This window comes from Corynebacterium doosanense CAU 212 = DSM 45436 (genome assembly GCF_000767055.1).
Lineage (GTDB): Bacteria > Actinomycetota > Actinomycetes > Mycobacteriales > Mycobacteriaceae > Corynebacterium > Corynebacterium doosanense.
This window is the reverse complement of the sequence record NZ_CP006764.1, coordinates 451,245-474,766: the sequence shown is the minus strand read 5'-3', so window position 1 is coordinate 474,766 and position 23,522 is coordinate 451,245. Positions and strand designations below refer to the sequence as shown.

Here is a 23,522-nt window from a genome sequence, read left to right as displayed (position 1 = left end):
TTCTTGACCGCTCAAGGCGGTGGCCCGTTGATGATGCTCGGCAGCGTAGAGCCAGCGGGGGTTGGCTGGCACTACGGGCGCAAGCACAACCGGGGGTCGCGTGAGGTCGGGACTACTTCTCGGCGGGAGGGTAGTGCCATCCCGGGACTGGAAACGACAGCATGCCAAGGTGAAATCGACCGTTGGCAGGCAATTGCCCATGGGAGTCGGTAGTTGGTATCGTCAACGGCATGTTGATTTTGGGAACCGCTTCGCTGCGGTTGCGTCGCAACCGCTAAAAGCGGTCGACCTTCGCGTAACGGTCGCCGCTCCGGCAATGAGCCGGGCGGTCTTTTTCCCATGCCCGGCTCCAGAACACTCATTCTCGGAGCATCCCTTGTCTGCATATTCCCACGGCCGTCATGAACACGGCCAGAATTTCCTTACCGATTCCCAGGTCATCGCCTCTGTATTGAGGCGCGTGGAGGCTACCACCGGCCCCATAGTTGAGATAGGGCCCGGCAGCGGCGCGCTAACTCGTCCACTACTCCGCACAGGACGGCCCCTCACTGCCGTGGAGATCGATCCCAAGCTGGCAAAGTCGCTGCGTCGCGTGCTTGACCCCACTGTCACCGTCATCAATGACGACTTCCTGCGATACCGCCTGCCTACGCACCCCCATGTGATCGTGGGCAACATCCCCTTTCACATCACAACCGCCATACTGCGGCGCCTCATGCGCGCTCCTGCCTGGACCGATGCCGTTCTCCTCATGCAATGGGAGGTTGCCCGCCGACGTGCCGGCGTCGGAGCTTCGACCATGATGACGGCCCAGTGGGCACCGTGGTTCACCTTTGAGCTTGGCGAACGAGTCCCCCGGGCGGCGTTCGAACCCCGCCCCAGTGTGGATGGCGGCATTCTGCACATCCGGCGCCGGTCAACACCTCTGGTGCCAACTGGAAAGCGCAAGTCGTTCCACGCCCTCGTACACGCCGTCTATACGGGGCGAGGTCGCGGTGTCGTGGAAATCGTGACACGAGCGAGAATCCTCCCCTCACGTCAGGCGGCGCGGGCGTGGGCTGAGAGATCTGGAGTTCGCCCCACCATGCTTCCTTCCGACCTGTCCGTGGCACAGATGGTCAGCCTCTTCGAGAGTGGGGGGTAACTCCGTCTTGGTATTGCAAATGGCAGAGGTCAGGACGAGTTACTGGTTCTCGGCCTGGATGCCGTAACGAGAAAGGTCCGCGACGCTACCTGGACGAGCCACCCCGCGAGTGCTCTCGGATGCACTGGTCCAAATAGGGGCGGACTGCTGACGTTCCAGATGGCTTCCTTCTTGTGTGCCCCGCTGAGCGGGGGGCGACACGGCATGCCCACGCCGCCGGCGTGCGCTGGTGACAGCCTGGACGGACTTGGGCCACCTGAATCACGTTAAGGCTGTAACCGGGGCATCAGGGAGTGAAGGACAAAAGTGCTAGCTGTCACCCTTGGGAGCCTGCGACTTAGTGGGCTGCTCGGCGTCTCGGGCGGTCGTCAGGTCACGTGCAGCCTGAATCAGAAGGGCTGTCGTCTCACGTAGTGCGTCCCGGTCGAGACGGCTTCCACCGTGTTTCCTTGTGGTTATCAGAGCCTGCCGACGGTCTTCGGCGGTAATGGTCACTGCGTGGGCCACGGCGTTGCGGACGTCGATTGCTTCCCCACCGATACCGTCAGCCCACTCGACGATCCTCGTGGCACCGGCGGAGGCGGCCAGTTTCCGGAGCGTCTTCTTGACTCCTCCCAGGGTTTCGTCGAAGGGAGCATCGGACGGTTCTCCGTGGAGGAGATTGAGGGTGTCGCGCATCGTGAAGTGCAGTCGTGCGGTGGCCCACTGCACCCGCCCGAGGTCTTCCAGCAACTCTTCATCGCACGGCATCCCGTTGATCAGTTGGGCATCGGCGTTGTTCATGGTTCTCCCATCTCGGGGTCTCGGTTACTCGTCAGCCGCTTGTGAGGCGGTGCCCCGCAGTGAATCACAGGGCGGTGACTTGCTCTTGTGGAGCGGGCTGGAGACCGCTAAAATGAAAACGTCGGAAGCGGCCCCCACGGGGGCTTGCCACGCACCAGGTGACCACCTCCCGGCACGAGTCTTACCAGCTCACAGCCCTCTCATTAGGGCTTTGTTGTTGACCGTGCCCTTTTGGGAGGTGGTTTTTGTGATTGAGATTCCCCCGAGCGGATTCGGGCCCAGCGCTTCGCGCTTCGTCGACGAGAGTCAGCGCTTGCGGCTGATGGTGCGCCTGCCCGCACCGATGGTCCGCGATCTGACGCTGGCCGCACGCAGCCGCGGCTGTTCGATCACGCGGGTGCTCACCGACATCCTCGACGCCACTGACATCGGCGCCTACGGCTTCACGCCGGACGGTGATGTCCCGGCGTAGCAGCGCACAGACAAAAAAGAAGCGGCACCGATTGGCGTCGGTACCGCTTCGGCCGAGACAGCCCTTGCCGGGGCCTCGTCGGCAATCGCTCCTAAAACCTGCAACAGTCTTCAAGGAGGAGACGTGTCTACTTTGACATGCCCAAACACCGATTGCAACCGCTTTCCCGCCGAGCCCAAGGCCCGGTGGTCGTGATGGGCCGCCACCGCGCCATGAGCGCCGCCACTCCTGACCTCGTGACCGAGACCACCGGGGCCGTCCATGACGCCGTGCCCGCGGTGCGCCGGCGGCTGGGGCCACGCACCATCCCCGACGTTGACCGCTGGCAGCGCCTGCGCGCCTTTGGCATCAACCGACCCGCAGGACCCCTTCGTGACGCCGCCATTGAGGCTGCTGCGCTGGTGTGGGCCCATACCCCACCCCGTACTGAGCGCGGCGACGAAACCGCGGTCCGCCACCTCGCCGCATGCCTCTACGACGAGGCCGTGCTGTACGGCGTCGTCGACGAAGAGAGAGCACTGACCAGGGAAAAGGTGGATGCGTGGCTCGATGGACAATGCCCGGGGAGCGTGTGGTCGAGGCGGACGTACCGCACTGACCTCTATGCCGCAGGCAGGGTGCTGTATCCGAGGGAATATCCGGCGGTGCAGGTACCGCTGGCCCCGCGTCCCCGCCCGGTGGCACCGGCTACGACCACAGCCGTCGCGGAGCTCTACGCCGCGACCACGCACCTTCCCGAGCCCCACCGGAAGCAGGCCGTGACGATCCTCGACATGGTCACCGGCGCTGGCCTGACATCGCCACAGGTCAAAGTCCTGTGCGGCAGCCATGTGCAGGGGGTGGACACTCCGGCGGGCCGTGTGGCCGTCGTCGATGTGTCCCACCGGGGCCAGATCATCAGGCGCACACCCGTGCTGTGCACGGTGCGCAGCACCCGGCTTCTGGAGCGGGCCAGGCAGGTCGGCGAGGGCCGGGTGTTACCTGGGGCGTCCGACCGCAACGCGGTGAACCGTGTTAATGGGTGGTTGTCGCAGCGTGGTCTGCCCACCATCGATGTCACCGCACTGCGGCACGCGTGGCTGGTATCGCTGTCTACCCACCCGCACATGACGATGACCGCATTCCTGGCGATCACCGGCACTACTGGTGTCCGCGCTATGGGGGACCTGGCAGAGCACCTGCCAGCCGTCGACATCGACGACCTGGCCGCGCGCCTGATGGCGGAGGGCCCGCGATGATCTCCAGCCGTGATGCCGCCTACCACCCCACTGACGACGCTCTTGCCGAGTGTGCGGCACTGATCCGCCGCGCCGACATCGGGCCCATCCTCGATGCGGCCCGTCGTCAGGCACGCGGACCCGGTGGCCGGCCCCCACAGTGCCGCTACACCCTCGACGCGGTGCTCACCGTGGCGCTATGGATCACCCACGCGGGGCGGGTGCCGTCGATGGCGGAGGTGCACCGGGCGGTGCGCGTACTGCGCCCGGATCAGCTCGCCCTGGTCGGCATGGCGGGCCAGAATCCCGCCGTCTACGACCCTGGCCCGGGGTATGCCGCGTTCATTGCGTGGCTGCACCGGCAGATGGCAATCATCGACCCCGGTGCCGATTTGCCCGCCCGCAGGATCAGCAACCGCGAGCACCGCAAAATGTTGGCGGCGCGCACGGCGGCGTAGCGCGGGGCCAGTCAGCGCGCTAGCTGTACTGACCGGACACGTTGATCGACTACATGCCGTGAGGTCACCTCCTGGTTGGTGCCACTTGTTATACTTGTGGCACCAACCAGGAGGTCAGCATGGACATGGATCAAACGCCCCCACCGGGCAAGTACGCCGCGACGGTCAAGGTCGGCCCCAAGGGACAGGTCGTCATCCCCAAGGGTGCGCGGGAGCTCTTCGATATTCACCCGGGCGACACCCTGCTCCTGCTCGCTGACGCGAACCAAGGGATCGCTTTGATGCGCCAGGAGACGCTCGATCAGATCGTCATGCAGGCGATGCCTAGCCATCAGGCCCCCGTGGACTCCGAGGGTGATGAGGGATGAAGAATGTCGTGAGCTGTGCGGCTGTCAGCCGCAACTTCGGCAGCTTCACTGCCCTCGAAGACGTCTCCTTCAAGGTCCGCGAAGGAGAGATCTTCGGGGTCGTGGGCCCGAATGGTGCTGGTAAGACGACCCTGTTGAACTGCCTGGAAGGACTGGACCGCCCCTCGTCTGGGCACGTCGAGGTGCTCGGCTGCGACCCCATCAAGGACCAGCACTCGTTGGCTCAGCAAATTGGGGTCCAGCTGCAAAGCGCGGCCCTGCCACCTCGCCTCACTGTGCAGGACGCCCTCGAGCTCTACTCCGCCCTCTACGAGCGTCCGCGGCCTTGGCGCGAACTGCTGAAGGATCTGGGGATCAAGGACAAGGCCAACGCCCGCGTTGACAGGCTCTCGGGTGGGGAGCGTCAACGAGTGTTCGTCGCCCTCGCCTTGATCAACCGTCCCCAGCTCGCCTTCTTGGACGAGCTCACCACCGCTCTCGATCCTCAGTCACGTCGAAACATGTGGGACACCGTCGAGCACGTCCGCGATAGCGGTGCAACGGTCGTTCTCACAACCCACTACATGGAGGAGGCCGAACGGCTATGCGACCGTGTAGCCATCATCGACCACGGCCGGTTGGTTGCTTTGGACACAGTGGCTTCCCTCATCCAGCAACACGCCGGCGAAACCACGGCGAAGCTCATCCTGTCGGCGTCGCCTAGCGCAGAGTTCGACCTCAACGGAGTTCCTGGCGTGACCAGCGCTCGAACAGAGGGACGGGAACTGACCATCCGCGGCACTGCGGACGGGCTGCAGGGCGTCCTTGCTGCACTGGCGGCACATTGCATCACCGTAACGAGCATGAGCACGACGACCCCCGGCCTTGAAGACGTCTTCCTGGCCCTCACCGGTCGACACATCACCACCGAGGAGCAGGCGGCATGAACGCATATCGAGCCCTTCTCAAAGCCCTATGGCGCTCCCAGCGCCGCGACCCTGTAGGCCTGTTCTTCTCTTTCGGTTTCGCGCCGGTTTTGGTGCTGGCCTTGGGTGTGATCTTCGGTAACGATCCGCGACCGGAGTTCGGTGGACGGGGATTCCTCGATGCGACCCTGCCCGCCTTCGCCTCTCTTGTTCTCGCCATGACCGGGGTCCTCCAGGTGCCCGTGGCGATGCTGACCCTTCGTGACACGGGCGCACTCCGACGCCTGAGTCTTACGCCGCTGCGTCGTTCCACCTTCATCGCAGCGAGCCTCACCGTGCACTTCGTCGTAGGTATTGCGGGCATGCTCACCGCTTTGGCGATTGGGATCGGGGTTTTCGGGGTGCCCATGCCTAGCCACGTCCCAGGTGTCCTGGCCGTGTGCCTCATCGGGCTCAGCACCTTCCTCGCAGTGGGTTGCGCGCTTGCTGCGCTCTATCCGTCCGCCACTGCCGCTACGGGCATAGGGAACGTGCTCATGATCCTGCTCATGCTCACATCCGGAGCCTTTACGCCATTGGCGGCGATGCCGTCGGCGATTCAGCAGATCGTTAAGTATTCACCCGTCCGTTGGTTCGTCGAAGCCGCTCAACACGCGTGGGACGGCGACCCACTAGCCGCCATGATCATGCCGGTGTTTCTTCTGTGCGTTGTACTCGCCGTCGCTGCTCTCGTTGGCCGGTGGCGCTTCCAGTGGGAGCCGGTCCGATGACGACGCACGCGAACGCCGCTCTCACACCTCGCCACCGACTCAAGGTCGCCCGCCTCGTCGTCGACGAAGGATGGCCGATCAGCGAAGTCGCTGCCCGCTTCCAGGTGTCGTGGCCAACCGTGAAGCGGTGGGTCGACCGCTACCTCGCTGGCGAGCCGATGCAAGACCGGTCGTCACGTCCGAAGTCCTCACCGAACAAGACGAGCAAGAAGACGACAAAACGGTGCGTGAGCCTACGAATGCGCCTGAGGGAAGGGCCTGTTCAACTTGCAGCCCGACTCGGCATCGCCCCGGCCACGGTCCACCGCATCCTCACGACCGCGCGCATGAATCGACTTTCCTACGTCGACCGTGCCACCGGCGATCCGATCCGCCGATACGAACACGACCACCCTGGCTCGCTCGTGCACGTGGACGTCAAGAAGCTCGGGAACATCCCCGACGGTGGGGGCTGGCGATACGTCGGGCGACGTCAAGGATCGAGGAATCGTGCCGTCACTCCCGGCAAGCCGAAGAACAAGTGGCGCAACCCCAAGCTCGGGTATGCGTTCGTGCACACAATCATCGATGACCACTCGCGCGTCGCCTACACCGAGGTTCACAACGACGAATCCGCTGCCACCGCCGTCGGAGTCCTGCATCGAGCGGTCGAGTGGTTCGCCGACCGAGGGGTCGCTATTGAGCGCATCTTGTCCGATAACGGTGGTGCGTACCGCTCTCACCTGTGGCGAGACACGTGCGAGGCTCTATCGATCACTCCGAAGCGAACGCGGCCATACCGCCCACAGACCAACGGCAAGGTCGAGCGATTCCACCGCACCATGGCCGACGGCTGGGCATATGCGCGCTGCTACACGAGCGAGAAAGAACGCCGCGATGCCCTCACCGACTGGCTCCACGAGTACAACCAGCACCGACCGCACACCGCCTGCGGAGGCCAGCCGCCCTTCTCACGATTGATCAACGTCCCCGGTCAGTACAACTAGGCACCCACTCCAGCGAGTAACTCCTCCAGCATCTGTTCCACAGGGCTGCTGAAATCGTCCAGACGTCTGGACGATTTTTCGCTGTCATCACCGTCATCGTCCGCGAACCCGAGGTCAGGGTTCTCGTCCCAGTCCCCGACTGCGACGACGGCGGGCTTTGCGGTGATCACGTCCTTGTCGGAGTCGTCCCTCACCGGCATCCCCCGGTTCAGCGACACAAACCGGGTCCCGTCGGTGAACAGAAACACCAGGCGGTGCGCATCGGTGGGATGCTCAATGATCTGGATCTGCCCGTCGGTGACCAGCGCGTGACAGGAGGAGCACAACGGGATCAGGTTCTCCATGTCTGTCAGTCCACCCTCCTGCCAGGGCTTGATGTGGTGGAACTCCAGGAATCTTGTGTGACAGCAGCCGGGCGTGGCGCACCGGAACTGCCAGGTCACCAGCAGCGCCGACTCCTGGGACCGCGAGGCCAGGCGCCTCTTGCGGCCCATCTTCAGCGCGACCCCCTTCGAGTCGAGCAGGTAGCCGCGTAGCTCACCGTCGTTGACCAGTCCGAGCAGCGATTCGGAGGGAGCCGCGGGGTTGAGCGGCATGAAGGCGTGCCCGTCCTCGGTGACCACCACGTGCACCTGGGCACCCGGCGCCCGCGCCGCGCTCGTCTTCGAGGAACGCGCGAGGTTCACCATCCCGATGAACCCCGGCAGTAGATCGGCCTTCATGGCGGGGCCAAAGCGCGTGACGGACCGCTCCTTTTCCGGGGCGTCTGCCTCGGCGAGGAGGTGGTCAAGCTCGTTGTCGTCGTCAAGCCTCTCCTCCTCGATCTCCGCCAGATCCCGGACGTTGGCGAGCTCACCGATCTTGATCGCCGCCAGGAACTGCGCGCCGAGCGCGGGCGAGAGCTCGCCACTGAACCGGTAGCGCCCGTGGTCGTCGATCCACACATCGAAGTGGTCCGTCCGCGGCCGCTCGCCGCCCTCCCCCTCCCCTCCCGGCGGGTGGCCGGCCAGCGCCATCTCCAGCTCACGCACGGACATCGACGTGGCCAGCGCCAGCAGCTCGAGTTCGTTGCTTTCCGTGAGATACCTGCACAGGAGCTGCACCTGGGAGTAGGTGAGCTCGCCTGCGAGAAACGCTGCGGCGACCGACGGGAAACCGACGACGGACTTGGACGTCTGCACGTATCCATAGGCCGCCGACCTGCCGATGTTCAGCCGCCTGCCCAGCCACGCGACCGTCGACGAGGCACCCTGTTCGCGGTAGAGCTCCCGACGGTCAAACTCCGCCAGGTGAAGCACAAACGCGGCCTGATTGACCGTCATGCCGCCGTGCGCGGTGGTGAGTTCGTGGACGAGTTCGCCGTCCGTGAGCCGATTCAAGAAAGGTGCAGTGACCTGCATTGTTATCCCCCCGGATGAGAAAATTTCTGTTACGCGGCACACGATAACAACCGGGGTGGACACGCCTCGTCGAGTTGTTCGAACACCACCTGTGAACCCGGCTAGAGTCTCCCCCATGAGCGAAAACCTGCCGCCGTGCCCGGAATGCGCCAGCGAGTACACCTACCAGGACGGCGCGCTGATCGTCTGCCCCATGTGCGGGCATGAGTTCGAGGAAACCACCGCGACCGCCGAAACGACCGACGCTGCCGAGGCCGCCCCCAAGTTCCTCGACGCGGTGGGCAACCAGCTCGTCGACGGGGACACCGTCACGGTCACCGAGAACCTCAACGTCAAAGGCGGGGCCCCGATCAAACGCGGCACGAAGGTCACCGGCATCAAACTTCTCGACGAACCCGTCAACGGTCACGACATCGCCGCCAAGATCCCCGGCGCGGGTCAGATGTATCTCAAGTGCTCCGTAGTGAAGAAGGCATGACCCGCACCCTCGACGTCCTCCCCGTCGACCCCCGTAACCCGGCGACGCTTCTCGACGCCCTGGAAGACGCCATCGCCGGACAGGCCACCTACCTCCCCGTCCCCGCGCATGACCGCGAGCGCACCGAGCTCCTGCGCCGCTCACAGCTGGCGGGCCAGCCGATCTCCGCGGACGTGGCCCTGGTCGTGGCCACCTCGGGTTCCACCGGCACCCCCAAGGGCGCGCAGCTCACGCCCGCCAACCTCGTGGCCAGCGCCGATGCCACCCACCACGTCCTCGGTGGGTCCGGGCAGTGGCTGCTCGCTATGCCCGCCCACCACATCGCCGGCATCCAGGTGCTGGTGCGTTCGCTCATCGCGGGTATCGACCCGTTGTGCCTGGACGTGTCGGCTGGATTCGACGTCGATAAGTTCGCCGCTGCCGCAGGTGAGCTTGCCGCCACCGGCGATCGCTCGTACACCTCCCTGGCTCCGATGCAGCTGGCAAAGGCCATGGACACCCTCGCCGGCATCGAGGCGCTGCGGGCCTTTGACGCGGTGCTGGTCGGCGGGGCCGCGACCAATCCACAGCTGCTGCGCGCGGCGGAGGACCTGCGCATCAACGTGGTGACCACCTACGGATCCTCGGAGACGGCCGGCGGATGCGTCTACGACGGCCGGCCGATTCCCGGCGCGAAGGTGCGGGTCACCGGCGGGCGCATCCACCTCGGCGGGCCGATGATCGCCGCCGGTTACCGGAACGCCCCGGGTCACGAGGCCTTCGCGGAGGACGGCTGGTTCGCCACCTCCGACGGCGGCGAGATCTCCGACGGCCGCCTCGTCGTGACGGGCCGACTCGACGCCGTCATCGACACCGGCGGACTCAAACTCCACCCCGAGGTCCTCGAGCGGGAACTGATGCTTGTCGACGGCGTCTCCCACGCCTGCGTCGTCGGCATCCCCCATCCACGCTTCGGGCAGGCCGTCGTCGCCGCCTACGAGGGAAGCGCCACGGTGTCGGAGGTGATGGAGAACCTCGATCACCTCCCGCGCTGGCAGATCCCCAAGGACCTGCGCAAGGTCGACGCGCTCCCGCTCATCGGCCCGGGCAAGGTGGATCGCCGGGCGGTGGCGGGGCTGTTCCAGCCTGTGTCGGACTAGTCCTCCGCCGCGGCGATCTCCACCAGCCGGGCCACGTCGTCGGCGGTGTAGGCCCGGGAGATCTGCACGTCGTTGCCACCCGAGAGGTTGCCCACGCGCAGCGCCTCCCGCTGCGCCGGCGGGTTGACGGCGAAGTTGCGCGGATGGGAGAAGACCTGCCGGACGGGATGGTTCGAGCGCAGTGCGCAGACGTGTAGCCAGACGTCGTCGGCACGCGGGGACACCTCCATGAAGGCCTCCCCCTGCGCCACCACGTAGGCCACGAAATCCGCCGGGTAGAACACCCCGGAGACGCCGGTGGCGAAGTGCAGGAGGGAGGCGTCCGAGGTGTTGGCGGCGCTCCACTTCTTGTAGGGCAGCAGGTGGCCGTCGCGAAGCTCGATCCTGTGCGCCCGGTACGCCACGACGCAGTCCGAACGCAGCTGGGCGATGAACAGGAGCCGTTCGAGGAACCATTCGGGGTAGATCATGTCGTCATCGACGGTGACCACGCGTGTGCCGGTCCCGGCGACCTCCTGGAACGTGCCCCAGTACTTCGTGTGCGGGCCGAAATGGCCCGGCGAACGGCGCACGTCGAGGCCGCGGGCGACCAGCCGACGCAGCGACGGCGGCCACTCGGCGTCGAAGTCCTCCGGGTCGAGCCACAGGATCACCGGGGCAGAAAGGTTGCCGCGCACGATGGACTCGATGGTCAGGTGGACGTGCCGAAGACGCTTTCCGTGGCTGGTCAGGGAGATGATCACGTTCTCCGCTGAGGTGGCGGGGATCCGTCGCCGGGACACCCGGTTGCCCACCATGAGCGGTACGGAGCGAAGGAAGTTCGGCACGGCCGTGGCGACCTGATGGGCGACATAGTCAATCCACAAGGTGACCCCTCCCTTCCGTACCGCCGCGGTGATAAATACCTCCCACACTGTAGCCGTGCCCCACCCGGAGATCCGCACGGTGCGATCGATGGGGAACAATGACGGTCATGTCTGACTTCTCCGGCACCTTCTCTGCCACGCCCCGGGACTGGTTCCAGGCGGCACGCCCGCACACGTGGGCCAACGCGTTCAGCCCCGTCATCGTCGGCACCGGCGCCGCCGCCTTCGCGGGCCAGTGGTCCTGGGTGCGGGCACTGCTCGCTCTCGTGGTCGCCTGGGCACTGATCATCGGCGTCAACTACGCCAACGACTACTCCGACGGCATCCGCGGAACCGACGAGGACCGCACCGGCCCGACCCGGTTGACCGGTGGTCGGCTGGCCCGTCCCGCGCACGTCAAACGCGCGGCGTTCATCGCGTTCGGCGTCGCCGGGGTCGCCGGGATCGTGCTGTCCCTGCTCAGCGCCTGGTGGTTCATCCTCGTCGGCGCGGTGTGCATCGCCGGCGCCTGGTTCTACACCGGAGGCAAGAACCCCTACGGTTACCGCGGGCTCGGCGAGATCGCCGTGTTTGTCTTCTTCGGGCTCGTCGCGGTTCTGGGAACGCAGTACACCCAGGCCAGCACGGTGACCTGGGTGGGCGTGGCCTGCGCCGTCGCCATCGGCTCCATCTCCGCCAGCGTCAACCTGGCCAACAACATCCGCGACATCCCCTCCGACACCGAGGCCGGGAAACGCACCATGGCGGTGACGCTTGGCGACGCCCGTTCCCGACGCCTCTTCATCTCCCTGACCTCCGTCCCCTTCCTCGTCTCCGCCCTGCTCACCCTCGCGTGGTGGCCGCTCGCCATCGGCGTGCTGGTCGCTCCCCTCGCCTACCCCGGCATCGCCCGGGTCGCCCGCGGGGCGCGGGGCGCCGAACTCATCCCCGTGCTGGGGGCCAACGGCCGGGCCATGCTCGTGTGGTCCCTGGTCACCGCCGCGCTGCTGTTTATCGGAGCCTGATCCGAGGTGTTTGATGTCTTCACCGCCTTCGCCATCATCTTCGCCGTCATCGGCACGGGGTGGCTGCTGGCGCGGCGCGGGATCATCGGACCGGGCGACGCCCGGCTGATGTTCAACCGGGTGGCCTTCTACGCGGCCACCCCCTCGCTGATCTTCTCCTCCGTCGCGGTGTCCGACCCGGGGCACTTCGCCTCCCCGGTGCTGGTGGTCGTCTCCCTGGCGACCGTGCTCACATCGCTCATCTACCTCGCCCTCTCCCGGCTGTTCTTCCGACAGGACCGGGCGACCACGACGATGGGCGCGGCCTCCTCCAGCTACTACAACTCCGTGAACATGGGCCTGCCCGTGTCCATTTATGTCCTGGGTGAGGCGACCCACGTCATTCCCACGCTGATGATCCAGATGGCGGTGTTCACGCCCGTCATCCTCGCGTTCCTCGGCTCCTCCGGGGTGGGCAGGTCGGTGCGGGACGCGCTGCTCTCGCCCGTCGTTCTCGCCTCGGTCGCGGGCCTGCTCGTGTCGATCTCGGACCTCACCATTCCGGACCCGGTCATGGAGCCGATCCGCATCCTCGGCGGCGCGTCCATCCCCATGATCCTCATGAGCTTCGGCGCCTCGCTCACCGCGGGCGGGGTGCTCTCTTCACGGCCCGACCGGGTGGGCACGCTGGCGGCCACCGCGCTGAAGATCGCGGGCATGCCTGTGGTTGCGTGGCTTATCTGCCTGGTCATCGGCGTGCGGGGCGACCTCATGTACGCCGCCGTGATCCTCTCCGCACTACCGACGGCGCAGAACGTGTACAACTACGCCGCGACCTACCGCAGGGGCGAAACCATCGCCCGGGACACCGTGTTCCTGACCACGTTCCTGTCCATGCCCGCGATGCTCGTCATCGCGTGGCTGTTCGGGCGCTGATGTTCAGCATCCGCAGGCGCTAGCGCGCGGACAGCTCGCTGCGGACCCATTCCTTGCGGTCCTTGCGCTGCTTGGACCACGCCGCCACCGCCTGCGTGGCCTCCCGCCGCATCCCGGAGAACACCAGCATGGAGAGGGGGAAGGCCAGTATCAGCGCAAATAGGGCCGACATCACCACCGGCACGGGCGCACCGATGAGCGTGGCCAGCAGCTGGATCACCACGGTCAGCACCACAAAGAGGCCGAGACGGGCCAGCCCGTACTTCACCGCAGCGCGGTTGGCCCGGCTCCGCACCTCGGGGTCGAGTTCGGGCTGGGCAGGCACGGGGTTCTCTGACACAGGGTTCTCTGACACAGGGTTCTCTGACACGGGGCTGCTACTCACCTGCCCCAGCGTACTCACCCGAAAGTATGATCCGACAACCACGTATCCTTGGCGCAAGGAGGTACATACCCATGGGAAGACTGCTACTGCTGGGGCTGGTCGTACTGGCCGTCTGGCTGCTGTGGAAGGCGTTCGGCCCGCCCAGCCGACGCACGGGCCCGACGAACCCGCCGCCCGCCGAGATCAAGGGGCCGGATGATGATCCGGACTTCCTCTGGAACATCGAGAAACAGCGTTTCAAGGAGCGGCGCGAGCGTGAGGCACGCGAGCAGGCTGAGCGCGATGAGGAGGAACGCCGGAGGCGGCGGGGTGAGGGCTAGTCTTTCGTCGTCAAGCTAAGTTGCAGCCCCAGCTCCTCGGCCACGGCCTTGACCTTCTCCCAGCGCACCCCGGTGCCGCCGTGCTCGATGGTGTGCAGGGTCGACCGGGACACCCCGGCGGCACCCGCCACATCCTGCTGCAACCGACCGAGCTCACGGCGACGCTCCGCCAGTTGAGCGCCGAGTTCCTGGAGCACGGGGTCGTCGCTAGCGGGTTTACCGCCCTTGTTCCGCGGGTTCGACTGGGTCATACCCCGGCACCTTACAGACCATGCCTGCGGTTGATCACCCGGTGCATCGTCTCTCGGGGCAGGATCCGCGACAGGGGAAAGACGACCGGCGCGAGGGAACCCGCCGCATAGAGGGGTTTCTGTCGCTTGTCCAGCACCGCCGCGAGGATCTCCTCGGCCACCCGCTCCGCCGAGACCCCGGAGGATTCGTTGGCGTCGAGCCTGCGCAGCATGGTGTCGAATTCCCGGCCGTAGGGGCCGTCCGCATCCACGTATTTTGTCCGACGCTGAGATAGCCCCGTGTTGATCGATCCGGGTTCCATCACCGCGATACCGATGCCGAAGGGGCGCACTTCTCGACGGGCCGCAAACCCGAATCCCTTTATCGCCGCTTTCGATGCCACATAGCTGGAGCGGAACGCCAGCGGGAAGCTTCCCAGCATGGAACCGACCATGACGATCCGGCCCTCGCCCGCCTCCCGCATGGCGGGGAGCAGACGCTGCGTCAGGTCGATGTGGCCGAGGACGTTGGTCTGGAACAGTCGCTCCAGCGCCTCGCGGGGCAGCTCCTCCAGCGGCCCAGCCTGGCTCTCCCCCGCGTTGTTGACCAGCACGGAGGGGACCCCGCGCTCGAGGATCTCGTGGGCGAAAGAGGCGATGGAACTGGGGTCGGTCAAGTCGAGGGCGAGGCACTCGACCCCCTCAATCGGGTTGGTGATGCTGGCCGGATCGCGGGTGGTGCCGATGACGCGGAAGCGGGTGCCCGGGAGGTTGACCAGCGCCTCAGCGACGGCGGCGCCGATCCCAGAGGAGGCGCCGGTGACCACAGCAATGCCATCGCGCGGGACGGGCAGGACGGGAGGAATCAACATGGCCCCTATTCTGCCGATGAAATCGTCCAGACGTCTGGACGATTTGGGGTGGGTTGGCCGCGCCAACCCAAAAACCGTCCAGACGTCTGGACGGTTTGGGTGCTTCGGCGGGCTTGCGCGAGCTAGTTCAGCCCGGCGTAGGAGTGCAGGCCCGAGACCACCATGTTGATGAAGAACAGGTTGAAGATCATCGTGGCCAGCGCCAGGATGTTGATGAACGCGGTGCCCCACACCTTCCAGCCGGCGGTGGCGCGGGCGTGCAGGTACGCGGCGTAGATGATCCACGTGACGAAGGCGACCGTCTCCTTGGGGTCCCAGCCCCAGAAACGTCCCCACGAGGACTCCGCCCAGATGGCCCCGAGAATGACACCCAGGCCGAACACCGGCAGGGTGACGATCGCCGACTTGTACGCCAGCGAATCCAGTGTCTTGGCCGACGGCAGCGGCTTGGCCAGAGCGCCGAAGATGCCCTTCTCCTGGCCCGGGGCCTGCCAGACGCGCAACAGGTAGAGCAGGGACGCGATGCCAGAGACGATGCCTATCGACGCGCCGACGGAGATGGTGGTGACGTGAATCGGCAGCCAGTTCGACTGCAGGGCCGGGACCACCGGGGCGGACTCGGCGTAGAGGTCGATCGCGCCGTAGGCCATGAGCGCCAGCATGGGAGTGAGTACCCAGGGCCACAGGGGTCGCCAAGATTTGCGGGTCAGCGCGACGGAGATGACGATCATGACACCCAGGGTGACCATGAGGACGTACTCCCACAGGTTGCCCAGGGGGAATCGGCCGGTGGCGAAACCACGCAGGATCACCGCGGCGGCGTGGAAGACGATGCCCAGCCAGACGAGGGCCTGGGTCATGCCGGCCAGTTTGTCGGCGCGTGCCTCGTGCCTGGACGGATCGGTGGCGACGGGCGTCGATACGCCGGTGTCGCCGTCATCGCCGGTGTCAGAGACGACGGTGGAACCGTCGGCGGCGACGAGTTCGCGCTCGGGGACGGCCGCGGCTCGTTCGCGGCGGGCGTCGATGACCGACTGCATGCGGACGTAGAAGAACACCGAGACGAACAGGGCCACGACGTAGACGACGAACGCCGTCTGGAACGCCATGTCCGAGTAGTTGGAGAGGGTCTGATCGACCTGCATAAAAATTCCGTCCTCTAACGTAAAACCGGTGAACAAAACCCGGATACCGGGTGTGACGCTACCCCACCTCAGGGGGCGGACTCAAACTTTCGGAGGATTGACCGCGATGATGTCGTCGTCGACGAGCGAATCCTCCTCGACCTCGTCCGGATCCTCCCGCTCGAGGATCTCCCGGGCGATGCGGTCGAACTCGTCGCCCCAGCCGGCGCGGTCGGTGCGGGCGAGGCCGCCCATCTCCACGACGGTGGAGGCTCCGTCGGCGGAGGGGGTGAGCCGCACCCAGATGCGGCGGCGTTTGATGAGCAGCGAACCGACCAGGCCGGCGAGCATGGCCAGCGCGGAGATGAGCACCCAGACCTGGAAGGGGTCGTGGGAGATCTGGTAGTTCGCGAACTCGGCGGCGCCGTCGAAGGTGATGACGGAGCCGTCGTCAAGCGTCACCGACTCCCCCTTCTGCAGGTTGACCCGCTCCACGCGCTGGAGCTGCCCGGAGTGGATGAGACCCGGATCGAGCTCCCAGATGGACTGCGCGGAGCCGGTGTCCAGGCCGGCATCGCCGCGGTAGACGTCCACGGCGACGGCCGGGTCGTTCATCGCGGGGAACGCGGACTGCAGGAGCTCGCCGTTCTCACCGCTCCACTCCGCAGTGGGGGCGAAGAGGCCCTGGATGGCGAGCTGGTTCTGGCGGCGCTCGAAGAGGTCGGGGAACATTCCGGCGGGCGGGTCGAAACGCATGATGCCCGAGGACAGGAAGAACGTCGGGTCCGAGGGCTCCCACTGGAGCATCTGGGTGCGAGACTCGCCGTTGGGCCAGGTGACGGTGAACTGCGGGGCGAAGCCGTGGCCCTGCAGGTAGATGCGGTCGCCCGCCACCCGCAGCGGGTGGTTGACCTGGACCTGGTAGTCCTGCCAGGTCTCCGGGTCGTCGAGGATCTGGTCCCCCACCGCATAGGAGATGTCGGAGGAGAACATCTCCGCCTGGCCGTTGGGGAGATAGTCCGCGAAGAAGTTGTGGGAGATGAAGCAGAACGGGGTCAGCTCCGTGCCGTCGATCGTGGGCCCGGCGCGGAAGGAGTCGAAGTTCGAGGTCGAGGTGTTGCAGAACTCCGTCGACTGCTCCACCGGAATGGCTGCCTCGGCCTGGGAATTGGTGACCATGATGCGCTGGCCCTCGTAATAGACCATGCGGCCGGCGGCCATGCAGACGAGCAGCGCCACGATGGCGATGTGGAAGATGAGGTTGGCGATCTCCCGGGCGTAACCCTTCTCCGCGGCGATGGAGTAAGTGCCGGCGCGGTCCTGCTCGGGAGTGGCCTCCGACATGTGCCAGCGGCGCAGCTGGCGTTTCGACGTGGCCACGACTTCGTCGAACGGTCGCTCCACCGTGCCGGTGGTATGCAGCGACAGCCTGCCCAGGTTCTTCGGCGCGCGGGTGGGGGGCGTCTTGTACGCACGCCAGTGATCCACCGTGCGCGGGAGGATGCAGCCGACCAGGGAGATCATCAGCAGCATGTAGATGGCGATGAACCAGGTGGAACTGAAGACGTCGAAAAGCTGGAGTTTGTCGTAGACCTCGGCGACCCGGCCGTTGTTGGCGAGGTACTCGTTGACGTTGGTCTCGTTGAGGCTGCGCTGCGGGAGCAGGGCTCCCGGGATGGCGGCCAGCGCCAGCAGGAACAGCAGCACGAGCGCGGTGCGCATGCTGGTGAGCCAGCGCCAGGCTCGCTTGATCCAGATCCAGATGGTCTGCACTGTGATTTAACTCCGAACTATCCGAACTATCCGAACTAGATGAGGGTGGTGCCGAACTGGACGGTCCACTGCCGGGTCCAGCCGATGAAGAGGTTCCACGCGCCGGACAGCAGCAGCACGCCGACGATGATCATGGCGACCCCGCCGATGATCTGGATCGTGCGGGAATGCCGGCGCAGGAAATCGATGGAGTTCATCGCCCGCGCCGAACCCAGGGCGACGAGGACAAACGGCAGGCCCAGACCCAGGCAGTAGCCGATGATGAGGATGATCCCCCGCACCGCGGTCATGCCCTCGGTGCCGACGGAGACGGAGATGATCGCGCCCAGCGTGGGGCCGAGGCACGGGGTCCAGCCGAGGGCGAACACCCCGCCGAGCAGCGGTGCGCCCAGCCAGTTGGTCCACTTTTTCGGGGCCATGCGGGTATCGCGCTGCAGCGCTGGCACCAGTCCCAGATACACCAGCCCCATGACGATGGTCACCACCCCGCCTACCCGCATGAGGGTGTCGGAGTTGAGGGTGAGCGCGCTCATCATGCCGAACACACTCACCGTGGCCAGGACAAACACCACCGTGAACCCGAGGACGAACAGCGCCGCGGCGCCGACGACCCGGCCCTGCCGGGTGCGGGTCACCACCGCGCCGTGTTTCTCATCCAGGCGGGTCTCCCCGCCGACCAGGCCGGCCAGGTAGGACATGTAGCCGGGAACCAGCGGGACCACACACGGGGAGGCGAAGGACACCAGACCCGCAAGCGCCGCGGCGAACACGCCGAGGGCCAGGGGCCCGGCCGCTGCGGCATCGGCGAACGCGCCACCGACGGAGGCCTGGGCTAGCAGTAGTTCCACTAGCCCTCCTGCTCCACTTGCCGGGTGACCTCAAGAATGTCGTCCGCCGTGACCTCGCGGAGGAAGACCGCGGCCGGGCGGTGCTGTTTATCGAGGATCACCGTGGTGGGGATGACCGAGCTGGGCACACCGCCGAGGGCGACGGCCGTGCGGAACGGCGGATCGTAGATCGACGGGTAACTCACCCCGTTGTCGGTGACAAAGTCCTGCGCCGCTTCGCGCTGGTAGTCGCGCACGTTGATGCCCAGCACCGTCCCGGAGCCGCTGGCCTGGAGCTCGGCGTGGGCGGCCTGCAGGTCGTCGACCTCCGCGCGGCACGGCGCGCACCACTGCCCCCAGGCGTTGAGCACGACGATCTGCCCGTCGAAGTCACTCAACGACGTCGTCTTGCCCTCCTCCATGAGATCCTCGCCGGAGAAGCCCGGCAGCGGCTGGCGGTCCCCGGGCTCGTAGAAGATCTGGGTCTCCCCGCCCGGCGAGTGGAACTCGAAGGTGCCGCCACCGCCGACGGCGACGGCGTTCTGGGCGGATTCCTCGGACTGGCCGCAGGCAACCAGCAGGCTGGCCGACACCACGAACAGGCCGAGCAACGTCCGACGCAGCATGTTAGATGTCCCTGGCGGGGGTCGCGTAGACGAGGTCGGTGATGTTCTCGTCCTGGAAGATCAGCGAGGTCACGCTGGCCAGGTCACACTCGCGCGCGGCCGGATTGTGGGCCAGCGACTGCCCGCGCACGGAACGCTGCACCATGACGATGGGCAGCTGGTGCGTGACGACGATCGCCTCATGCCCCTCCGCCATGAGCCGGGCGCGTTCGATGGCGTCCATCATGCGGGAGAGGATGTCCTTGTAGTGCTCGCCCCAGCTGGGCAGGGAGGGATCGACCATCAGTGGCCAGCGCACGGGGTTCCACAGCTGGGACCGCAGGCCCTTGGTGCGCAGGCCCTCGAAGCGGTTGCCCGCCTCGAGCACGTCCTCGTCGGTGATGATCTCCAGGCCGGTGAGCTCGGCGAAGGGCTCGGCGGTCTCCTGCACGCGGGTCAGCGGGCTGGCGATGAGCGCGGCGATGTCGTGCCCCTCGAAGGACTTCGCGGTGCGCGCGGCCTGGCTGCGGCCCCGGGAGGACAGGTGGTAGCCGGGCATGCGCCCGTAGAGGATCTTCTCCGGGTTGTGTACTTCACCGTGGCGGACCAGGTGGACGATGGTGGTGCTCATGATTCTTACCCCTCGTTGTCAGCCACAGCGGCGGCTGCAGCCTGGGCCGCCGGCTTGAGGGCGGCCTCGATCTTCTCGAAATCATCGTCCGTGAGCGCCGTCGAGACAAACCAGGTCTCGTAGGCGCTCGGCGGTCCGTAGACGCCGTGGTCGAGGAGCGCGTGGTAGAAGGCCGGGAAACGGAACGTGTCGGCGGCCTTCATGTCGGCGAAGTTGTGGCCCTCCCCCTCGGCGAAACGCACGGACAGCATCGTGGACGCGCGCTGCATGTGGTGCGCCACGCCCTCGCGGGTGAGCGCCTCGCTGATCAGCGCGGACAGGCGGTCGGCGTGGGCGTGCAGCACGGGGTAGACGGACTCGTCGGCGAGGCGGAGCGAGGCCAGGCCGGAGGCGACCGCGACGGGGTTACCCGAGAGCGTGCCGGCCTGGTAGACGGGGCCGGAGGGAGCGAGGTGCTCCATGATGTCGCGGCGGCCACCGAAGGCGGCGGCGGGAAGGCCTCCGGAGACCACCTTGCCGAACGTCGTCAAGTCTCCCGCCACGCCGTCGACGCCGTACCAGCCGCGGTAGGAGGTGCGGAAACCCGTCATGACCTCGTCGAGGATGAGCAGCGCGCCGTTTTCGTGGGCGATCTCCTTCAGCGCGGCGTTGAAACCCTCGCGCGGGGCGACGGTGCCCATGTTGCCCGCCGCGGCCTCGGTGATGACCGCGGCGATCTCGCCCGGGTGCTCGGCGAACGCGGCGCGCACGGCGTCGACGTCGTTGTAGGGCACGACGATGGTGTCGGCGGCGGAGGCGCCGGTCACTCCGGGGGAATCCGGAAGCGCGAAGGTGGCCACGCCCGAGCCCGCAGACGCCAGCAGCGCGTCGACATGGCCGTGGTAGCAGCCCTCAAACTTGATGATCTTCGGCCGACCCGTGAAACCACGCGCCAGGCGCACCGCGCTCATGGTCGCCTCGGTGCCGGAGTTGACCAGGCGGACCTGCTCGGCGGAGGTGCGGGAGACAATCTCCTCGGCGAGCTCGATCTCACCGAGGGTGGGCGCGCCGAAGGACAGACCGCGCGAGGCCGCGTCGACCACGGCCGCGGTGATCTCCTCGCGGGCGTTGCCGTTCAGCATCGGGCCCCAGGAGTTCACCAGGTCGACGTACTCGTTGCCGTCGACGTCGGTCAGGCGCGAACCCTTGGCCGAGGCGATGAATCGTGCCTGGCCGCCGACGGAGCCGAAGGCCCGGACGGGGGAATTCACGCCTCCGGGGGTGACGGTGCGGGCGCGGTCGAAGAGTTCTTTCGAGCGCCCGGTGTGTGCAGATGTCACGTCAGGCTGGGTCATAGCTGCCCATTGTAGGGCACGCCCCGGGGTAGTCCTAAGGTTGGATGCCGCCCAGTTGGTTGTCGCCCAGCAGCCGGGCCGCCGCCGCGCGCGCGTCGGCGATCACGGCCGGGACACCGACACCGTCGGCCCAGGCTCCGGTCGCCTCGACACCGGCCACGGCGGCAAGCTCGGAACGGAACTTCTCGACGGTGGCCACGTGGTCCGCGTCATAACACGGCAGCCCGCCGAACCAGCGCTGCGTGAGGATCTCGCTCAGCCCCGCCTCGCGGCCGTCGAAACCCGTGATCGCCTGGAGGTCATCGAGCGCCCAGTCGACCAGGGTGTCCTCGTCGGTGGTCAGCGCGATCTGGTCGCCGAACCGGCCGAAGCTCGCGCGCACCAGGGCTCCCCCGCGCTCGGCGAGGTGCGGCCATTTCTTTGACGAGAACGTGAACGCCTTGGCGTGCACATCCGGCTCGTCCGCGGCCACGAGCACGCCGGAGTAGTCCGGCAGGCCCTCGGCGGAGTCGAACTTCATGGCCACGACGACCGAGTTGGCCAGCTTGACCGACTTCAGCGTCTGCGAGGCGTCCGGGGCGAGGGACTTGAGCAGCAGGGCGGTCGTGGGCGCGGGAGTGGCCAGCAGAACCTTGTCGTAGGTGGCGTCCTCACCGCCGGTGACCCGGAACCCGTCGGGCGTGCGGGTCACGGCGGAGACGAAGGCGTCGAGGTAGATGTCCGCGCCCGACTCCTCGGCGAGCGCCTCGTAGAGCTCCGCGTAGCCGCCGCGGAAGGCGCCGAAGACGGGCTGCGGTTCGCCCACCGGGGCGGGCCGGGCGGACAGCATGATCTTGATCGCCGCGGAAAGAGTGGTGTGTTTGTTGCTCAGGACCAGCTGGTCCAGCGCCTCCGCCAGCGCGGGGATGGTCGCCCGCACGCCGAGGTCGTCGGCGCTGCAGGAGTAGACCCCGCCGAGCAGTGCGGAGACCGTGCGGTCCGCGATCTCGTCGCCGTAGCGCCGGCGCACGAGATCGCCGACGCTTCGGTCCTCCCCGACCACCCAGTTGAGCGGCTCGGCAGCCTCCTCGGCGTCGATGCGCATGCGGGTCTCGTCGCTGACCAGGTGCGCGACGGGTGCCGAAGTACCCGGGATGCCCATCACCGTGTTCTGCGGCAGGAGCTGGAGTTCCCCGCCCGAGTACAGGGCGGAGGCCAGCCCCGAGGGGTAGACGACGGACTCCGCGAGCCCGAGCGAGTCGAAGAACTCCCTGGCCTCCGAGTTGCGGGCGAGGAACGCCTCCGCCCCAACGTCGGTCGGGCCCGACTCGAAGGGCGCGGTGAACAGCTTGCCGCCGATGCGGTCGGCGGCCTCGTACACGTCGATCTGGGCATCGGGGTCGCGGCGGTGGATCTCCACGGCGGCGGTCAGCCCCGCCAGGCCCGCGCCGATGATGGCGTAACGCAAGGTCAGGACTCCTCGTGAATGATGGACACGGCCTCCGTGATGGCGTCCGCGTCGGTGTTGGGCAGGACGCCGTGACCCAGGTTGAAGATGTGGCCGGTGGCATGACCGGCGGCGATGGCCCGCGCGGCCTCCTCCTTGATCCGGCGCACCTCCGAGCGCACCACGTCGGTGCCGGCGAAGAGGAGGGCAGGGTCGAGGTTTCCCTGGAGGACGGTCGGGCCGGAGGCGGCGTCGATACGCTCTGCGGCAACATCCAGCGGCACGCGCCAGTCCACCCCCATGACCTCGGAGCCGGCGGTGGACATGGCGCCCAGGATCTCGCCGGTGCTCACGCCGAAGTGGATGCGCGGGATCACGCCCTCGACCTCGGCCAGGATGCGGGTGGAGTAGGGCAGCACAAACTCGCGGTAGTCCCGCTCGGTGAGGAACCCCGCCCAGGAGTCGAAGAGCTGCATGGCGTCGATGCCCGCGTCGACCTGGGTCTTCAGGAAGGACGTGATGGTGGGCACGAGGCGCTCCATGAGCGCGTGCCAGGTGCCCGGATCGCCGTGCATCATGGCCTTGGTGCGCTCGTGGTTCCTGCTCGGCCCGCCCTCGACCAGGTAGCTGGCCAGGGTGAACGGGGCGCCGACAAAGCCGATGAGGGCCTGGTCGTCGCGCAGCTCCGCGAGCACGCCGCGGATGCCGTCGGCGACCTCGGGGACCTCGGAATCGAGGACGGGCAGGTTGTCCACGTCTTCGCGCGTGCTCAGGGCTCGGTCCATGACGGGCCCGCGGCCGGGGACGATCTCCACGCCGATGCCGGCGGCCTTGAGGGGGACGACGATGTCGGAGAAGAGGATCGCAGCGTCGACGTCGTGCCGGCGCACCGGCTGCAGGGTGATCTCGGCGAGCAGCTCCGGCATGAAGCAGGAGTCGAGCATGGAGACTCCCTCGCGGGCCACCTTGTATTCCGGCAGCGAGCGCCCGGCCTGGCGCATGAACCACACCGGGGTGCGCTTCGGACTGCGCCCGGTGGCGGTGTCGAGGATGGGGGCGTCGACAAGCTCTCGTCTGCTCATACCCCGAT

General features: G+C 66.9%; 27 protein-coding genes. 13 read left to right on the top strand and 14 right to left on the bottom strand.

Going from position 1 to position 23,522, the window contains the following annotated elements; all coding sequences use genetic code 11:
• The first annotated feature begins 376 nt into the window (after positions 1 to 376).
• The gene (gene erm, locus CDOO_RS02420; RefSeq protein WP_038573210.1) at positions 377 to 1,144 is read left to right on the top strand and encodes a 23S ribosomal RNA methyltransferase Erm; all 768 of its coding nucleotides are present in this window, start codon (positions 377 to 379) and stop codon (positions 1,142 to 1,144) included.
• A gap of 309 nt (positions 1,145 to 1,453) precedes the next feature.
• Here the strand turns inward: erm and CDOO_RS02415 are convergent, their stop codons facing one another.
• Entirely contained in the window at positions 1,454 to 1,927 is a 474-nt protein-coding gene (locus tag CDOO_RS02415) for a hypothetical protein (RefSeq protein ID WP_018021345.1), read from the bottom strand.
• A 247-nt stretch (positions 1,928 to 2,174) separates the two neighbouring features.
• Between CDOO_RS02415 and CDOO_RS02410 the strand changes: the two genes are divergently transcribed.
• The 7 genes from CDOO_RS02410 (at position 2,175) to CDOO_RS02380 (ending at position 7,103) form a co-directional block, all read left to right on the top strand.
• Entirely contained in the window at positions 2,175 to 2,399 is a 225-nt protein-coding gene (locus tag CDOO_RS02410; RefSeq protein ID WP_020384559.1) for a hypothetical protein, read from the top strand.
• 212 nt (positions 2,400 to 2,611) lie between these two features.
• Positions 2,612 to 3,637 (top strand): hypothetical protein, encoded by a 1,026-nt coding sequence (locus CDOO_RS02405; protein WP_052098071.1) that lies wholly within the window; start codon positions 2,612 to 2,614, stop codon positions 3,635 to 3,637.
• Entirely contained in the window at positions 3,634 to 4,074 is a 441-nt protein-coding gene (locus CDOO_RS02400) for a hypothetical protein (RefSeq protein ID WP_018021348.1), read from the top strand. Before CDOO_RS02405 ends, CDOO_RS02400 begins: the two co-directional genes overlap by 4 nt.
• A gap of 119 nt (positions 4,075 to 4,193) precedes the next feature.
• Positions 4,194 to 4,442, top strand: a complete 249-nt coding sequence (locus CDOO_RS02395) for an AbrB/MazE/SpoVT family DNA-binding domain-containing protein (protein WP_018021349.1) — start codon at positions 4,194 to 4,196, stop codon at positions 4,440 to 4,442.
• Positions 4,439 to 5,368, top strand: coding sequence for an ABC transporter ATP-binding protein (locus CDOO_RS02390; RefSeq protein ID WP_018021350.1), 930 nt, complete (start codon positions 4,439 to 4,441; stop codon positions 5,366 to 5,368). The genes CDOO_RS02395 and CDOO_RS02390 overlap by 4 nt, the downstream gene beginning before the upstream one ends.
• Positions 5,365 to 6,117 (top strand): ABC transporter permease, encoded by a 753-nt coding sequence (locus CDOO_RS02385; RefSeq protein WP_018021351.1) that lies wholly within the window; start codon positions 5,365 to 5,367, stop codon positions 6,115 to 6,117. The genes CDOO_RS02390 and CDOO_RS02385 overlap by 4 nt, the downstream gene beginning before the upstream one ends.
• Positions 6,114 to 7,103 carry an IS481 family transposase gene (locus CDOO_RS02380; protein WP_026159276.1) on the top strand — a complete coding sequence of 330 codons (990 nt, stop codon included), beginning with the start codon at positions 6,114 to 6,116 and terminating at the stop codon, positions 7,101 to 7,103. Before CDOO_RS02385 ends, CDOO_RS02380 begins: the two co-directional genes overlap by 4 nt.
• Here CDOO_RS02380 and CDOO_RS02375 read toward each other — a convergent pair.
• The gene (locus CDOO_RS02375) at positions 7,100 to 8,482 is read right to left on the bottom strand and encodes an HNH endonuclease (protein WP_245616236.1); all 1,383 of its coding nucleotides are present in this window, start codon (positions 8,480 to 8,482) and stop codon (positions 7,100 to 7,102) included. The genes CDOO_RS02380 and CDOO_RS02375 overlap by 4 nt on opposite strands.
• A 136-nt stretch (positions 8,483 to 8,618) precedes the next feature.
• On the opposite strand from CDOO_RS02375, the gene CDOO_RS02370 reads away from it, so the two are divergent.
• A complete protein-coding gene (locus tag CDOO_RS02370; RefSeq protein ID WP_018021354.1) occupies positions 8,619 to 8,981 on the top strand; it encodes a zinc ribbon domain-containing protein YjdM in 363 nt (120 codons plus the stop codon).
• Positions 8,978 to 10,120 (top strand): o-succinylbenzoate--CoA ligase, encoded by a 1,143-nt coding sequence (gene menE / locus CDOO_RS02365; RefSeq protein ID WP_018021355.1) that lies wholly within the window; start codon positions 8,978 to 8,980, stop codon positions 10,118 to 10,120. Before CDOO_RS02370 ends, menE begins: the two co-directional genes overlap by 4 nt.
• On the opposite strand, the gene CDOO_RS02360 is transcribed toward menE, so the two are convergent.
• Complete coding sequence (locus CDOO_RS02360) at positions 10,117 to 10,986, bottom strand: hypothetical protein (RefSeq protein WP_026159277.1); 870 nt, start codon at positions 10,984 to 10,986, stop codon at positions 10,117 to 10,119. The two genes, menE and CDOO_RS02360, sit on opposite strands and share 4 nt — an antisense overlap.
• Positions 10,987 to 11,084: 98 nt before the next feature.
• Between CDOO_RS02360 and CDOO_RS02355 the strand changes: the two genes are divergently transcribed.
• Positions 11,085 to 11,990: a 1,4-dihydroxy-2-naphthoate polyprenyltransferase gene (locus tag CDOO_RS02355; RefSeq protein WP_018021357.1), complete on the top strand. Its 906-nt coding sequence runs from the start codon at positions 11,085 to 11,087 to the stop codon at positions 11,988 to 11,990.
• A 6-nt stretch (positions 11,991 to 11,996) separates the two neighbouring features.
• Complete coding sequence (locus CDOO_RS02350; protein WP_018021358.1) at positions 11,997 to 12,905, top strand: AEC family transporter; 909 nt, start codon at positions 11,997 to 11,999, stop codon at positions 12,903 to 12,905.
• 19 nt (positions 12,906 to 12,924) lie between these two features.
• Here CDOO_RS02350 and CDOO_RS02345 read toward each other — a convergent pair whose 3' ends face one another.
• Complete coding sequence (locus tag CDOO_RS02345; RefSeq protein ID WP_018021359.1) at positions 12,925 to 13,245, bottom strand: DUF4229 domain-containing protein; 321 nt, start codon at positions 13,243 to 13,245, stop codon at positions 12,925 to 12,927.
• 116 nt (positions 13,246 to 13,361) lie between these two features.
• On the opposite strand from CDOO_RS02345, the gene CDOO_RS02340 reads away from it, so the two are divergent.
• The gene (locus CDOO_RS02340) at positions 13,362 to 13,610 is read left to right on the top strand and encodes a hypothetical protein (protein ID WP_018021360.1); all 249 of its coding nucleotides are present in this window, start codon (positions 13,362 to 13,364) and stop codon (positions 13,608 to 13,610) included.
• Here CDOO_RS02340 and CDOO_RS02335 read toward each other — a convergent pair.
• From CDOO_RS02335 to hemE, 10 genes are all read right to left on the bottom strand, one after another.
• Complete coding sequence (locus CDOO_RS02335) at positions 13,607 to 13,861, bottom strand: helix-turn-helix domain-containing protein (protein WP_018021361.1); 255 nt, start codon at positions 13,859 to 13,861, stop codon at positions 13,607 to 13,609. The genes CDOO_RS02340 and CDOO_RS02335 overlap by 4 nt on opposite strands.
• 11 nt (positions 13,862 to 13,872) lie before the next feature.
• On the bottom strand, positions 13,873 to 14,712 hold the full coding sequence (locus CDOO_RS02330; protein ID WP_018021362.1) for an SDR family oxidoreductase: 840 nt from the start codon (positions 14,710 to 14,712) through the stop codon (positions 13,873 to 13,875).
• 122 nt (positions 14,713 to 14,834) lie between these two features.
• Positions 14,835 to 15,857, bottom strand: coding sequence for a c-type cytochrome biogenesis protein CcsB (gene ccsB / locus CDOO_RS02325; protein WP_018021363.1), 1,023 nt, complete (start codon positions 15,855 to 15,857; stop codon positions 14,835 to 14,837).
• Between the two features lie 81 nt (positions 15,858 to 15,938).
• The gene (locus CDOO_RS02320) at positions 15,939 to 17,609 is read right to left on the bottom strand and encodes a cytochrome c biogenesis protein ResB (RefSeq protein ID WP_018021364.1); all 1,671 of its coding nucleotides are present in this window, start codon (positions 17,607 to 17,609) and stop codon (positions 15,939 to 15,941) included.
• A 35-nt stretch (positions 17,610 to 17,644) separates the two neighbouring features.
• Positions 17,645 to 18,457: a cytochrome c biogenesis CcdA family protein gene (locus tag CDOO_RS02315; RefSeq protein WP_018021365.1), complete on the bottom strand. Its 813-nt coding sequence runs from the start codon at positions 18,455 to 18,457 to the stop codon at positions 17,645 to 17,647.
• Positions 18,457 to 19,062: a TlpA family protein disulfide reductase gene (locus CDOO_RS02310; RefSeq protein WP_018021366.1), complete on the bottom strand. Its 606-nt coding sequence runs from the start codon at positions 19,060 to 19,062 to the stop codon at positions 18,457 to 18,459. Before CDOO_RS02310 ends, CDOO_RS02315 begins: the two co-directional genes overlap by 1 nt.
• 1 nt (position 19,063) lies before the next feature.
• Complete coding sequence (locus CDOO_RS02305; protein ID WP_018021367.1) at positions 19,064 to 19,672, bottom strand: histidine phosphatase family protein; 609 nt, start codon at positions 19,670 to 19,672, stop codon at positions 19,064 to 19,066.
• Positions 19,673 to 19,677: 5 nt separating this feature from the next.
• Entirely contained in the window at positions 19,678 to 21,006 is a 1,329-nt protein-coding gene (gene hemL / locus CDOO_RS02300) for a glutamate-1-semialdehyde 2,1-aminomutase (protein WP_018021368.1), read from the bottom strand.
• Positions 21,007 to 21,040: 34 nt separating this feature from the next.
• On the bottom strand, positions 21,041 to 22,453 hold the full coding sequence (locus CDOO_RS02295; protein WP_018021369.1) for a protoporphyrinogen oxidase: 1,413 nt from the start codon (positions 22,451 to 22,453) through the stop codon (positions 21,041 to 21,043).
• 2 nt (positions 22,454 to 22,455) lie between these two features.
• On the bottom strand, positions 22,456 to 23,514 hold the full coding sequence (gene hemE, locus CDOO_RS02290; protein WP_018021370.1) for a uroporphyrinogen decarboxylase: 1,059 nt from the start codon (positions 23,512 to 23,514) through the stop codon (positions 22,456 to 22,458).
• Between the last annotated feature and the right edge of the window lie 8 nt (positions 23,515 to 23,522).

What these genes read in the sequence shown, in the direction of transcription:
- CDOO_RS02415 (WP_018021345.1), bottom strand. Translation starts at nt 1,927, where the DNA reads ATGAACAACGCCGATGCCCAACTGATCAACGGGATGCCGTGCGATGAA.
- CDOO_RS02405 (WP_052098071.1), top strand. Translation starts at nt 2,612, where the DNA reads ATGAGCGCCGCCACTCCTGACCTCGTGACCGAGACCACCGGGGCCGTC.
- CDOO_RS02400 (WP_018021348.1), top strand. Translation starts at nt 3,634, where the DNA reads ATGATCTCCAGCCGTGATGCCGCCTACCACCCCACTGACGACGCTCTT.
- CDOO_RS02395 (WP_018021349.1), top strand. Translation starts at nt 4,194, where the DNA reads ATGGACATGGATCAAACGCCCCCACCGGGCAAGTACGCCGCGACGGTC.
- CDOO_RS02390 (WP_018021350.1), top strand. Translation starts at nt 4,439, where the DNA reads ATGAAGAATGTCGTGAGCTGTGCGGCTGTCAGCCGCAACTTCGGCAGC.
- CDOO_RS02385 (WP_018021351.1), top strand. Translation starts at nt 5,365, where the DNA reads ATGAACGCATATCGAGCCCTTCTCAAAGCCCTATGGCGCTCCCAGCGC.
- CDOO_RS02380 (WP_026159276.1), top strand. Translation starts at nt 6,114, where the DNA reads ATGACGACGCACGCGAACGCCGCTCTCACACCTCGCCACCGACTCAAG.
- CDOO_RS02370 (WP_018021354.1), top strand. Translation starts at nt 8,619, where the DNA reads ATGAGCGAAAACCTGCCGCCGTGCCCGGAATGCGCCAGCGAGTACACC.
- menE (WP_018021355.1), top strand. Translation starts at nt 8,978, where the DNA reads ATGACCCGCACCCTCGACGTCCTCCCCGTCGACCCCCGTAACCCGGCG.
- CDOO_RS02355 (WP_018021357.1), top strand. Translation starts at nt 11,085, where the DNA reads ATGACGGTCATGTCTGACTTCTCCGGCACCTTCTCTGCCACGCCCCGG.
- CDOO_RS02340 (WP_018021360.1), top strand. Translation starts at nt 13,362, where the DNA reads ATGGGAAGACTGCTACTGCTGGGGCTGGTCGTACTGGCCGTCTGGCTG.
- CDOO_RS02335 (WP_018021361.1), bottom strand. Translation starts at nt 13,861, where the DNA reads ATGACCCAGTCGAACCCGCGGAACAAGGGCGGTAAACCCGCTAGCGAC.
- CDOO_RS02330 (WP_018021362.1), bottom strand. Translation starts at nt 14,712, where the DNA reads ATGTTGATTCCTCCCGTCCTGCCCGTCCCGCGCGATGGCATTGCTGTG.
- ccsB (WP_018021363.1), bottom strand. Translation starts at nt 15,857, where the DNA reads ATGCAGGTCGATCAGACCCTCTCCAACTACTCGGACATGGCGTTCCAG.
- CDOO_RS02310 (WP_018021366.1), bottom strand. Translation starts at nt 19,062, where the DNA reads ATGCTGCGTCGGACGTTGCTCGGCCTGTTCGTGGTGTCGGCCAGCCTG.
- CDOO_RS02305 (WP_018021367.1), bottom strand. Translation starts at nt 19,672, where the DNA reads ATGAGCACCACCATCGTCCACCTGGTCCGCCACGGTGAAGTACACAAC.
- hemL (WP_018021368.1), bottom strand. Translation starts at nt 21,006, where the DNA reads ATGACCCAGCCTGACGTGACATCTGCACACACCGGGCGCTCGAAAGAA.
- hemE (WP_018021370.1), bottom strand. Translation starts at nt 23,514, where the DNA reads ATGAGCAGACGAGAGCTTGTCGACGCCCCCATCCTCGACACCGCCACC.